The sequence below is a fragment of the Zobellia laminariae genome (assembly GCF_030553095.1).
GTDB classification, from domain to species: domain Bacteria; phylum Bacteroidota; class Bacteroidia; order Flavobacteriales; family Flavobacteriaceae; genus Zobellia; species Zobellia laminariae.
Map to the genome: position 1 here is coordinate 4,273,963 of NZ_CP130738.1, position 12,611 is coordinate 4,286,573.

Consider the following 12,611-nt stretch of genomic DNA (forward strand, 5'->3'; position numbering starts at 1 on the left):
ACTATTTTACGCCGCGCGAAATTACATCTTTATTCGCTGTGCTTTATCTAAACATGGTGTTTTATTTTCATAAGAAGTGCTGTCAAAAGCCACTTTCAACATCAATATGAAATTGTAATCTTCTATTTATCAGTTTCTCCGCAATATCTTCCGTGGTATATAAACCAAAAGAGCGCCACAGTTAAACTGTTGGCGCTCTCTAAAATAAACGAGGGAATATTTTATGTTTATTCCATATCTATGATACCCACTACTTCATATGCTCTTGTACCATCTACCTGTACTTTTTCATAAAGAATATTGGCATACTCGTAATAGGTCTGTCCGTCTATAACTACCTTTTCGTAATCATTGGGAAGTTCATAAACAATAGTACCTACTTCTGGTTCAACCACTTCATATTCATTGCCAACCTCACTATAAAAAGTACCACCAACAGTGAAGTACAGATGATTGTTAAAACGAACTCTGGCATACCCTTGAGGTAAAGTGTGTATTCTAAACCCAATTTTTGGAGCTATAGGAATATACCGACCTCTAGAAGGTGTGTAAAATCTATTATTTGCATAATAATAGTTCTGACCTTGATACTTAACCACCCTCTTATTAGGTACGGTTCGTACAGAAACCACTTTCTTTTTTGGGGTTTTATATTCTACCCTTCTACTAGATACCCTGTTAGGTGTTTTTTTGACCACAGTTTTGGTCACCGTAGTTTTAGTAGTGTTACGTCTGCTAGCTTGAGCTGTGCCCGTGAAGGCAAATGCGACTAAAAATAATGAGGAGATTACATATGTTTTAATAGATGCTTTCATAATTCAGTAGGATTTAAAAGATTAAACTTCAATTTTATTATCACTACTTTGACATGAATAATTAACCTTGGTTTAATTGCTTAGCGCTGTTTCTAATCAAAACTAGACCAGCTTGGGTTTTCTATCTACGAACTCCTAAATTCTATAGATATAAATAAGCTGTTATTTTGGGTTTCTAAAGCATAAAAAAAGGCGTATTCTCATGAATACGCCTTTTTTACAATTCCAAATTATCTGTTTCTTACTTCAATAAAGCAAGAATACCTTGTAATTCAGTAAGATTAAGACTTGAATTACCATCTGTGTCTAAGGTGCTAAAATTCTCTGAAACAGAACCAATGGCTTCTGTAGAACTAATAGCTTCGTTTTTATCCGTATCCAACAAGCTAAATAAGCTTGCTACTTGTTGTACAGTTGAATTTGAACTTAATGAACCTAATAATGAAGCAGCATCTGAAACATTAGAAGTGTTTACGTTTTTTACACCGTTACAACTAGATAATGCAGCTACAAGAATAAATGAGGCTAATACTTTTTTCATGATATTGTGTTTAGTTAATGTTTATATGATGCAAAAGTAATCTTACAAGTTGAATAAGAAGAAGTTTATATACCAATACTGCAATTATATCTATACATCAATTGAAGTTATAGACGAATAGGGTCATAACGCTGCCTAAATTAGTTTTTGGGAAGGGATTGCCATCTCATTTTCAAGAGTGAAATCACAGAAAGCTGATACTTATAGATCAAACCTTATGAAAAAGCACTGCTACGGAAAATTTTAGGCATAAAAAAAAGCCCATCAATTAAGATGGGCTTTTCTAAAACTTAAAGTATATGTATTAGATAACTTTTACGTTCACTGCGTTCAATCCTTTGTTACCTTCTTGTAAGTCGAATTCAACTTCATCGCCTTCACGAATCTCGTCAACTAAACCTGATACGTGTACAAAGTGATCTTTTTCTACGCCTTCTTCAGTGATAAAACCAAAACCTTTAGTATCATTGAAAAACTTTACTGTTCCTTTACTCATTGTAATGTAATTAAAAATTTATAATGCTTATTGAGCTGCAAAGATGGTTCCATTTTTCTGACAAACAATATTTTAATTCACTTATTTTCAACTAAATATCATTTTATTTTTTGCGTAGTTCTCTAATTTCAAGGGCAATAGCCTAGTAACGTAGTGTTTGGAGATGATTAGGAGTACCGTTAGTTGATAGAATATTATTCCAAAACCGTCACGCGAACCTTCTTATTCTTCAAACGAGAGTTGTTTAGCTTATCTACCAGCTCTTTTGCGATTGATAATGGGACGGCTACAAAAGCACAATCTTGCTTTAATTCTATCACACCCAATTGGTCTTTGTTGATTTTTCCTTGCTTAAAGAACAAACCTGCAATATCCCCTTTAGAGATTTTATCTTTTCTACCTCCTGAAATAAATAGGGTTTCCCAAAACTGGGCTTTGGCAGGTGCTTTCTTGGAGATATTCACCTTTTCCGCATCCTTAATAAAATCTGGAACATATTCTTTTGACCACTGTAACACATAAGCGGTTCCTTTTGAATTTACACGTGCCGTTCTACCATTACGGTGTGTAAACTCTTCAACAGCTCTGGGGAGTTCATAATGAATAATATATTTCATCTCTGGAATATCAATACCCCTAGCGGCTAAATCTGTTGCAATCAATACTTGACAAGTACCGTTTCTAAATTTAATTAAAGAACGTTCTCTATCTTTTTGCTCCATTCCACCTGAGAAACAAGCATAATTGATTCCGTTTTTATCCAAATACGAACTTACTTTTTCAATACTATCCTTGTAATTACAAAAGATAATACCTGGCTGATTACCAATATGACGTAGTAATTCCATAAGGGTTTTCAACTTTTCCTTATCAGTGGCAATTACCGTTTTGATTGTAAGTTTAGATTCTTTCTTGGTATCTAGGTAATTGATAATGGTAGGCTTATCTAACCGAACAAAATATAATCTCAACACCCTGTGTAGCCGAGGTAAGAATACGTTTATTAATATGAGGTAATTGCTGAATGATATCAATCATTTCGCCTTCAAAACCAGTTTCCAACGACTTATCAAACTCATCTAAAACCAACGTTTTGATATTTGTCCTTGAAAAACGATCACTACTAAAGTGATCCGCAATTCTCTGGAGTACCTATTAAAATAGCTGGTGTGTGCTTTAATTCAATTTTATCCTTAGACATGGGTCTACCGCCGTACACAGCATTCACTTTAAAACCAGAGCCCATATCACGAACCACTTGTTCTATCTGTATAGCCAGTTCTCGCGAAGGCACTAAAACCAATGCTTGCACTTCTGCACATTCTGGATCAAGAGTATCTATAAGTGGTAACAGAAAAGCCAAAGTTTTACCTGTACCCGTAGGAGAAAGAAGAACCGTATTGGTGGTTTTTGGAATAACCTCCAAGGCTTCTTCTTGCATTGGGTTCAATGCAAAAATCTTTAACTTATCTAAAATATCTTGCTGATTACGTATCGTATTAGCCATGGCTTAGTTCTTTTGAGGTACGTCTATTTTTGGAGTAGCCGCAGTGTTGTGCATCAAATGATCGGCCAATACTTTTTCTATCAATTCTTCTTTCGTTAAATGATGGAAAATAGTTTTAATTTTTTCTTTTGTTTCGTCAGAAACGGTACGATTAGGTTTGGTCTTGAATATTTTCTTTGCCCAAAGAACCAAATTAGTTTCTTCCCTATCTTGGGCATCTTGCTTTTTAACCTCATTGAAAACCAATCCTAATTCTTTTTCAAACTCAGGAATATCTGCACGTTCATCTTCTTGAATGATACTCAAAGAAAGTCCCTTTGCTCCTGCCCTAGCCGTACGACCACTTCGGTGTACATAAGCTTCATAGGTGTCTGGAAGGTGGTAATTTACGACATAGGAAATCTCCTTTACATCAATACCACGAGCTGCTAAATCCGTAGCCACAAGAATATCTATATGTCCTTCTCTAAACTGCCCCATGATACGATCACGAATACCTTGCGATAAACTACCATGAATAGAACCTGAAGAAAATTTATTGATAGCCAATTTCTTAGCTAGTTTATTTACCGCTGCTTTGGTCTTACAGAAAATGATTCCACGCTCACCTTCTTTTGTATTTAAAAAGTGAAGTAAAACTTCTAGCTTTTCAATAGGGTCAACAACAATGTATTTATGATCAATACCTTGGTGTCCCATTTGAGCCATATCTGCCTCTATATGCACCACATGCTTGGACATGTAATTCTGTACAAGTTGCTTTACAGTTCCCGGCATAGTAGCCGTAAACAATAAAGTCCGTCTAGATTTTGGCATCTCTGATGCGAGTGTGTCCAAGTCGGTTTTTAAAGCCGTTACCATCTCATCTGCCTCATCCAACACCAAAAATTTCAATTTTTTAATGCTGACAGCCTTACGCTGAATCAAATCTATTAAACGTCCCGGTGTAGCTACTATAATATGTGTAGGTTCCTTTAAACGCTCTATTTGAGGTTTTATAGGAATACCACCACAAACGGAAGCAATAGAAATAGCAGGACTATGCGCAGCAAAAGAAACTAAGTTGGCATAAATCTGTTGTCCTAATTCCCGTGTTGGAGATAAAATTACAGCTTGTACGTCTGTATTTTCCGTGTTTACCAACTGAAGCAATGGCAAACCAAAAGCGACTGTTTTACCAGTTCCCGTTTTTGCTAAAGCCACTACATCCTCTTTCTGCTTTAACAGAATAGGAATAGTTTTCTTTTGAATATCCGTGGGAACAGAAATCTTTAAATCTGCTAAACTTTGGAGCACTTGTTCGTTAATTCCTAAAGCGGAAAATGATTTAGACATAAAATAATTTTAAACAAAGATAATCACACGTGGTAAGAGAATCGTGGAAAGTGATGTACTATTTAAATGAAAAAGGGCTCTGAAAAACAAGCCCTTATAATGCAATCCTATAAAAAGTAACGTTTACGCTTCTTGAAGTATACGTTTAGATTTTCTGTAGGTATATTTTGGATAAATACTACGTTTGGCAAAACGGTTTAATTTGTTAGAATTCACCATTTTGATGTAAATAGGTTTAGTAACACCAAAATACTCATAGGTAGCGCCGTCTACAAAAGTAATTTCTAGCAACATTCCTTTATGTACATAATCTGCTATACCAGAATTTGTGGTCTCTGTATACGCCTCTAAGTTGGCTTCAAGAGTTTCAGGAGCAATGCTCACTAAAAAATGATACCCGTCAATAATAGCACGGCTTTGTACCTCTGCTTCTTCACGCTTAGCGTCTCCTTCTTGAAATTTATCTGGATGCCATTCTTTTACCAAATTACGGTAGGTTGACTTAAGTGACTTAAGCTCAATCTCCTTCTCAATTCCGAATAACTTCTTGTACTGACTAATGCGTTTCATAGACCTAATTTTTGCAGCCGCGAAGCTACGTCTTTATTTTGAACGAGTTAGGTTATATTTTGCGTTTTTTACTATAGGTGATATTAACCTTATAATAAGGGCCTTTAAAAGGCATTTTCATTCATAGAATGGATTGGAAAAATAGAATAATTTCGTGGAATGTTACCCTATTTATCATAACGTATACCTACAATTTTAAATAAACGGTCTTCTTTTCCTATTTGGAGTGTAGCCACATCATTAACTTTCTTTGAAATTAGGGCTCTAGCAATCGGAGAAAGAAACGAGATTTTATTCTCAGAAATATTTGCCTCATCCACACCAACAATCTGAAACTCTTGTGGCGATTTTGCATTACCTATCAACAATGAAACTTGAGCTCCAAAACGTACCTCATTTTTTGGCTGGTCTTCAAGATGTATGACCTTCGCAGATGTTATCCGCTCATTTAATAATTGAAGTTTAGAATTTATTAGGTTAGTAGCAATGCGCTGTTCTTTTTCGTTGTCCTGATGAGATAATTGCTTATCCCCTATCAATTTTTCTCTTTCGTTTAGAAGTTTCAGTAACCCGTTTTCTGTTACATAATTAGTTGCTCCTATTGGCAAATCTGCCCTTGGTGGAACCATTGGTATTTCTTCCTGATCTTCTTCTTTTACAAATCCTCTGCTCATCTAAATAATTTTAAAAACAATTTAGTAGAAATCACTATTTATAATTGATGATATTCAACACATCTTTGTCGCAATAAAGCAAGATGGGTTACAATTATAATGTGATGGATTGATGAATGGATGGAAAGTAAACCTACAATTTAAGAATTGAGGGAATTATCATTAATGTACTCTAAGAACTTAGGTTTATACTGCTCGGAAACCGTAATACGTTGTTTATTGATGATAATCTGACTGCGCTCAATAACCTCAATATTTTTTAAGGACACGATAAAGGAACGGTGTACTCGCATAAATTCGGTCTGCGGAAGTTCTTCTTCCAAAGACTTTAAACTCATAAGCGTTAAAATAGCTTTGGGGTTGTCCTTCAGCCAAATTTTTATGTAATCTTTTAATCCCTCAAAATATAGCACGTCAGACAGTTTAATGCGCACTTGTTTGTATTCCGATTTTACAAAAAGAAACTCCTTTTTATCAGAAACCGAAGTTTGATTATTTCCTTTAACCAACGAAAACCATTCCAGAGCTTTGTTTGCTGCAGATAAGAACTCGGCATAATCAAAAGGTTTAAGTAAGTAGTCTAAAGCCTCTACTTTAAAGCCCTCTAAGGCATACTCATCAAAAGCCGTCGTAAAAACAACACGCGTATGCTTTGGCAGCATTTTTGAAAACTCAAGTCCTGAAAGGTCCGGCATTTGAATATCCAAAAACAGGACATCTACCGTTTCCGTTTTAATAAACTGAAGTGCCTCAATAGCGCTACTACATTTCTTTTTCAGCTTTAGAAAAGGCGTTTTCTCCACATAGCTTTCTACCAAATTAAGCGCCATGGGTTCATCATCCACAATCATACATGAGAGTTGTATAGCTTCCATTTAAGTCTCTAATTTTAAATTTACCCTGTAAACACCAGCTTTAAGTTCCTTTTCAAAAGTGTGTTTATTTGGATATAATAACTGTAAGCGCTTTTCAAGATTAGCCAGCCCAATACCAGAACCACTTTTATCATTGTCTTGTTTAGGGAAATTATGGTTTTCAATTGTGAAATCTACTACGTTTCCCGTAGTAGTCATATCAATAGAAATGATGCTATTCTTGTTTGCAGAAACCCCGTGTTTAAAAGCATTTTCAATCAATGATATAAACAATAAGGGCGCAATTTGAATTTGACTTTCACTAACGGGAAAACTGGATTCTATTTCTGTTTTATCCGTCAGGCGGAGTTTCATTAAATCTATATACTTGCGCATAAACTCAATTTCCTTGGAAAGGGGCACCAATTCCGTATTCGTTTCATACAAAAGGTAACGCATGAGCTTCCCTAAGCTATGAATGGTAGACTTTGCCTTATCTGGAGAAATATCAACTAGAGAATATATGTTATTCAATGAATTGAAAAAAAAATGCGGTTGCAGTTGATACCGTAAATGCTGTAATTCCGTTTGCAATTTAAAATTATCGGCTTCCTTTTTTTCTGCTTCTGTTTTTACCCATCTTTTGGTAGTCTTAATAGCTATTGAAAAAAGTAAAGGTGCCGCATAAGTAATCATCTGTATATAAATGAATAACTTAATTGGAGGTCCTGCTTTTTCACCAGTACCGGCCGGTCGTCTTGTTATTCCTTCAAAAAAAGCATCTTCTATCTGTTCTTTTAACAACATGAATAAAGCAATGACCACAAGGTTGATAACAAAAAACTGAATGGTCTTCTTGGGAAACAAGAACTTGTCTATTAAGATATAGAAATTTAGATAGAAAATTATCGCATAAAATACCATTGGTATTAAGTAATGCGCCACTAAACGGTTCAAGTCTTGCTCTTGCCCATAAGACAATACATAAGGCATTGTGAACAGGACAAGCCATATCAACAAATGCTGAAAGAATATTATTTTTTTGTTTTTATACATACCTATTATTCATAGCGTAATGCCGTGATCGGGTCTAAAGCCGATGCTTTTCTTGCTGGATACCATCCGAAAAATATTCCCGTGACAGCACATACCACAAACGATATGATTATGGAATATAGTGCCACACTAGTGGGCCAATGTAAGAACTTCTCAATAAAGACCGTTGCGCCCAACCCTAAGATTACTCCTAAAACACCACCCGTAATACTTATTAAAATAGCCTCAATAAGAAACTGCATTAAAATATCGGAACCTTTACCACCAACAGCCATTCGCAAACCAATTTCCTTGGTACGTTCCTTTACCGAAACATACATAATATTCATAATCCCTATTCCTCCAATCAATAGAGAAATACCAGCAACTGCCACTAACAGTATGGTAAGCATTTCGCTAGTAGAGCTAAAGGTAGAAATTAATTCTTCCATAGACCGTACATGAAAATCATCTTCTTCAGTTGCTGTTAGTTTATGTTGTGTACGTAAAATTTCAGAAACCTCAATAACCGCTTGTGGTGCATCTTCTTCACTAATAGCCGATGCCATTACCTGATTCAAGTGATCAATGGCCAAAATACGTTTCTGCACCGTGGTGTAGGGGGCTATTACCACATCATCTTGATCTTGACCAAAGGTATTTTCACCTTTTTCTTCCAATACTCCAATCACCTTGAACGGAATATTATTAAAACGAATCATCTGCCCTACCGGTTCTTGTCCATCAGAAAATATATTATCAACAACGGTTTGACCGATTAATGCTACCTTGGAGGCCGACTTTACTTCAGCATCCGTAAACATGCTACCGCTTTGTAAATCAACAACCTTAATATTCAAATAATCCGGATTGACACCATAAATAGTAGACGGCCAGTTATTTGAACCATTAATGACCTGACCACTACCATTTACCATTGGCGTACTATAACTCAACAAGGTGGCTTGTTCTTTGATAGCTTCGTAATCATCTAAGGTTAGAGATTCCATTATACTTGCTTCTTGCCTAACACCACCCCGTGTATCCGACCCTGCTTTTATGGTAATCATATTGGAACCCATACTTGAAATAGTAGACCGAATACTTTCTTTAGAACCCTCGCCAATAGCCAACATAGCAATTACAGAGGCTACACCAATGATAATACCTAACATGGTTAGCAGCGTTCTTGTTTTGTTAAGAACGATGGCTTTAAAAGCGATTTTAAATAGATTTAATAGTCTCATAATTAATCGTCTTGTTTAGGTAATTTTGCTAATTCTTCTGCTGCAGATTGTATATCATGATTTTTATAATCTTGCATAATATCTCCATCTTTAAGCACAATAGTTCTATTACTAAATGTGGCAATATCCGGCTCGTGCGTTACAAATGTGATGGTAATTCCTTTTTTGTTCAACTCCTGTAATAGAGACATGATTTCATAAGAAGTGCGCGTATCCAGGTTTCCCGTGGCCTCATCGGCCAATATCATAACTGGATTGTTCACCAAAGACCTTGCAATGGCCACACGCTGTTGTTGACCACCGGAAAGCTGGGAAGGCGTATGATGTAACCTTTCCCCTAAACCCACCATTTCCAATGCTTTTATAGCGCGTTCGCGGCGTTCCTCTGTTGATACACTGCTGTTGTACAGGAGTGGTAATTCTACATTCTCAATTGCAGAAGTTCTGGCCAACAGATTATACGACTGAAAAATAAACCCGATTTTCTCGTTCCGTATAGTCGCTAATTCGTTTCTGCTGAGGTTTTTAACCTTTACGCCATCTATTTCATAATTCCCAGCTGTAGGTTGATCCAGACACCCTAAAATATTTAAAAGGGTACTTTTTCCCGAACCACTAGATCCCATGATGGTAACAAACTCGCCTTCTTTAATATCAAACGAAATACCTCTTAGCGCGTGAACCGTTTCGGTTCCCATGGTAAACTCACGTTTTAAGTCCTCTATTTTAATGATTTTTTTACTCATGGTTATTTCTTTTTACCTCCTGGGCGTTGTGGCATAAACGGACTCTCCTCTGTGCCTCTTTCAGCAACAGTTGCTTTAGTAGATGCGGATTTCAAACTGTATACTAGTCTATCTCCTTCATTGATTCCACTTAAAATCTGAACGTTTACACCATCACTTGCACCTAATGTGACCTCTTGGGGAACTATAGCTCCGTTAGCTTCGTACACCCAAACTTTAGTTTTTTCTTCTTCGCTCTCCCTTGGTTTTCTTTTTGAAGGGTCAACAGATAACTTTTGTTGCTCGTTATACGCCATCATCTCCGGTGGAGTTGGTTTAAAATTGATTGCCTTGGCCTCAACGGACAATACGTCTTTCAATTCTAAAGTATAAATAGAAATGGTTGCCGTAAGACCTACTTCAGTTTCAAATCAGGGTTATCTGCTTTAATTACAACCGTATAGGTTACTACATTTGAAGTTACCGTTGGGTCTAACCGTACCTGAGTAACTATCCCTTCAAACACATTTCCTTGATACGCATCTACCGTAAAACTTACACGCTGCCCTTCTTTTACTTCACCAATATCTGCCTCATCCACATCAGCCTCAACCTGCATTTCTTTTAAATCTTGAGCGATTGTAAACAGAGTTGGTGTGCTATAACTGGCCGCAACGGTCTGTCCCTCATCAATGGCCCTTGAAAGCACAACACCGTCTATTGGCGAATAAATATTGGCATATTCCAAATTTGTTTTTGCTTCCTGTAAATCGGACAAACGCTGCGTTACCGTTCCTTTAGCAGTTTGATAATTGTAGAGTGCATCATCAAAATCCGACTTACTAATTACCTGATTATCAAATAGGGTTTTCTGTCTGTCGTATATGGTTTTCATATAATCCCTTTGACTAACCGCATTGTCATATGCGGCTTGTGCCTGAGTTTTGGATGCTTTAAGATTGGTCTTATCCAACTCCGCTATCAATTGTCCTTCGGTAACCTCACTGTTGTAATCCACATATATTTTTTCTACAACTCCGGAAACCTGGGTACCAACTTCTACTTGTGTAATAGGTTCAATAGTACCTGTAGCCGTAACCATGGTAGTTACATCACCTTTCTTTGCGGCAATTGTCTTAGCTTCAATTACAACTTCGTCACTTCCGTTTATGAAACCGTATGCTACGATGGCCATTACCACTATAGCTATACCTCCAATAATAATATTTCTTTTATTTTTCATTTTGATTAAAGTTTAATGTCGTTTCCTTGATAGAATTGTAATAATTGATGGTAAAGAATATTTAAGTATTTTGCCTGTAAATAGTTCTGTTGTGCATTGGTGTAGGTATTTTGGCTGATGACCAAATCCGTTGTGCTCAAAGCACCTAATTCATATTTTTTCTGTGCTAGATTATAGGATTGCTCCGCTGCGTCTTGAGACGCTTCTGCCGCAATAAGTTGTTCTTGGGACGAAACCGCGTTTTGATATGCCGTTTCTACCTTTTTAATCACATCTTTTTCAATACTTTGTTTTTGTAATTGTGCCTTTTCAATATTTATGGTCGCTGTTTGTACGGCCGCCTTGGTTTGGTTTCGGTTGAAAATGGGAATGCTTAAGCTTAGGCCTAGTTTCTGATTGAAGTTGACATCCAACTGATCACCAAATGTGTTATCGTTTATACTTGTATACCCAGAGCCTAGACTACCAATTAGAGATAAGGTAGGCAGGTAACCTCCTTTTGCTATATCCAGCTCTTTTTCATTAATAGCAATGTTTGCCTTGCTTGCCTCTACTTCCGGCAAATACTCCAAAGCATTGGTATAAATAGCTTCCTTATTGAGTTCTAGATTTATCAAATCCATATTCTCATCTATGGTTTCTATTTCCAATGTTTCCAAAGGCGATAACTCCAATAATTGTTTTAGGGTGATAATGTTCTGGGCATAGTCATTTTTAGCGGCAATAACATTGTACTTATTAGTAGCAGCTTGACTTTGCGCCTCTGTATAATCACTTAAAGCGAACGAACCCGCATCTAAACGTGATTTAGCGCGAATCACTTCTTTCTCCGAAGCAGCTAGATTGTTCTGCGCTATGGCAATACCCTCTTTGCTATAAAGTGTTTGTAAATATGTTTCTAGTATGCTGATAACAATGCTGTTCTTTGCTTCTTCTTCCAGTAAAGTGCTTTGCTCCAGAAGTAATTTGTTCTGTTTAATTTGATTACTCAACTGATTCCCTTTGAACAACGTCATAGAACTATTGATACCCAAATTTGTATTATGGATTTCATCGGACACATAATCGCTAGTAATGGGATCAATAGTAGTTCCACTAGAGAAACCTTGTGATGCACTTCCGAACAAATCCGGTAGTCTAGCAGATTTGGCTTTGCTGTAATCAACCTCAGATATATTCTTGTTTAAAGTTGCATCCTTTACGGTTATGTTGTTTTCTATGGCGTAAGTAATACAGTCTTCCAAGGACCATACTTTTTCTGTCGTAATCAAATCCGCCTCTTGAGCGGAAGAAATTTGAGCGACTAAAAAGCTTGCAAGGATTATATATAGTTTCATTTATCCGTGTTTTTAATTAACACTTCAAAGGTGAAACTATAGGTATACATATTAAAAGGGAATAGAAGTTTGACCCTTTTGACTATACGAAACCCCGGTTTTTATCGATGGGAATCTTTGCTGCTAGACCAGAAAGCAAACCTATCAAAAAGGCAGCATTTTTTTATTCAATATAAAAAGGTTGTATAGCTAAAGTTTAGGTTCTAAAATAAAAGCACAAAAAATCCGGTTA

General features: G+C 36.4%; 11 protein-coding genes and 2 pseudogenes. All 13 read right to left on the reverse strand.

The features are described 5' to 3' along the window. Window positions 1-227: 227 nt before the first annotated feature. Window positions 228-815 carry a DUF6515 family protein gene (locus Q5W13_RS20565; protein WP_304444312.1) on the reverse strand — a complete coding sequence of 196 codons (588 nt, stop codon included), beginning with the start codon at window positions 813-815 and terminating at the stop codon, window positions 228-230. Window positions 816-1,056: 241 nt separating this feature from the next. Next, window positions 1,057-1,356: an EF-hand domain-containing protein gene (locus tag Q5W13_RS20570; protein ID WP_304444313.1), complete on the reverse strand. Its 300-nt coding sequence runs from the start codon at window positions 1,354-1,356 to the stop codon at window positions 1,057-1,059. Between the two features lie 304 nt (window positions 1,357-1,660). Next, entirely contained in the window at window positions 1,661-1,852 is a 192-nt protein-coding gene (locus Q5W13_RS20575; RefSeq protein ID WP_013995610.1) for a cold-shock protein, read from the reverse strand. A gap of 194 nt (window positions 1,853-2,046) precedes the next feature. Continuing rightward, window positions 2,047-3,359 (reverse strand): annotated as a pseudogene (locus tag Q5W13_RS20580) (DEAD/DEAH box helicase). Between the two features lie 3 nt (window positions 3,360-3,362). After that, a complete protein-coding gene (locus tag Q5W13_RS20585; RefSeq protein ID WP_304444314.1) occupies window positions 3,363-4,694 on the reverse strand; it encodes a DEAD/DEAH box helicase in 1,332 nt (443 codons plus the stop codon). A gap of 123 nt (window positions 4,695-4,817) precedes the next feature. After that, the gene (locus Q5W13_RS20590; protein WP_304444315.1) at window positions 4,818-5,264 is read right to left on the reverse strand and encodes a KTSC domain-containing protein; all 447 of its coding nucleotides are present in this window, start codon (window positions 5,262-5,264) and stop codon (window positions 4,818-4,820) included. A 167-nt stretch (window positions 5,265-5,431) separates the two neighbouring features. Further along, a complete protein-coding gene (locus tag Q5W13_RS20595) occupies window positions 5,432-5,938 on the reverse strand; it encodes a GreA/GreB family elongation factor (RefSeq protein ID WP_304444316.1) in 507 nt (168 codons plus the stop codon). A gap of 140 nt (window positions 5,939-6,078) precedes the next feature. Continuing rightward, window positions 6,079-6,813 carry a LytR/AlgR family response regulator transcription factor gene (locus Q5W13_RS20600; protein WP_304444317.1) on the reverse strand — a complete coding sequence of 245 codons (735 nt, stop codon included), beginning with the start codon at window positions 6,811-6,813 and terminating at the stop codon, window positions 6,079-6,081. Continuing rightward, window positions 6,814-7,848, reverse strand: coding sequence for a sensor histidine kinase (locus tag Q5W13_RS20605; protein WP_038232902.1), 1,035 nt, complete (start codon window positions 7,846-7,848; stop codon window positions 6,814-6,816). Window positions 7,849-7,853: 5 nt separating this feature from the next. Then, window positions 7,854-9,074 carry an ABC transporter permease gene (locus Q5W13_RS20610; RefSeq protein WP_304444318.1) on the reverse strand — a complete coding sequence of 407 codons (1,221 nt, stop codon included), beginning with the start codon at window positions 9,072-9,074 and terminating at the stop codon, window positions 7,854-7,856. 2 nt (window positions 9,075-9,076) lie between these two features. Next, window positions 9,077-9,820, reverse strand: coding sequence for an ABC transporter ATP-binding protein (locus Q5W13_RS20615; RefSeq protein WP_304444319.1), 744 nt, complete (start codon window positions 9,818-9,820; stop codon window positions 9,077-9,079). A 2-nt stretch (window positions 9,821-9,822) separates the two neighbouring features. Further along, window positions 9,823-11,042 (reverse strand): annotated as a pseudogene (locus Q5W13_RS20625) (efflux RND transporter periplasmic adaptor subunit). A gap of 5 nt (window positions 11,043-11,047) precedes the next feature. Further along, window positions 11,048-12,379, reverse strand: coding sequence for a TolC family protein (locus Q5W13_RS20630; protein ID WP_304444322.1), 1,332 nt, complete (start codon window positions 12,377-12,379; stop codon window positions 11,048-11,050). Window positions 12,380-12,611: the final 232 nt, after the last annotated feature.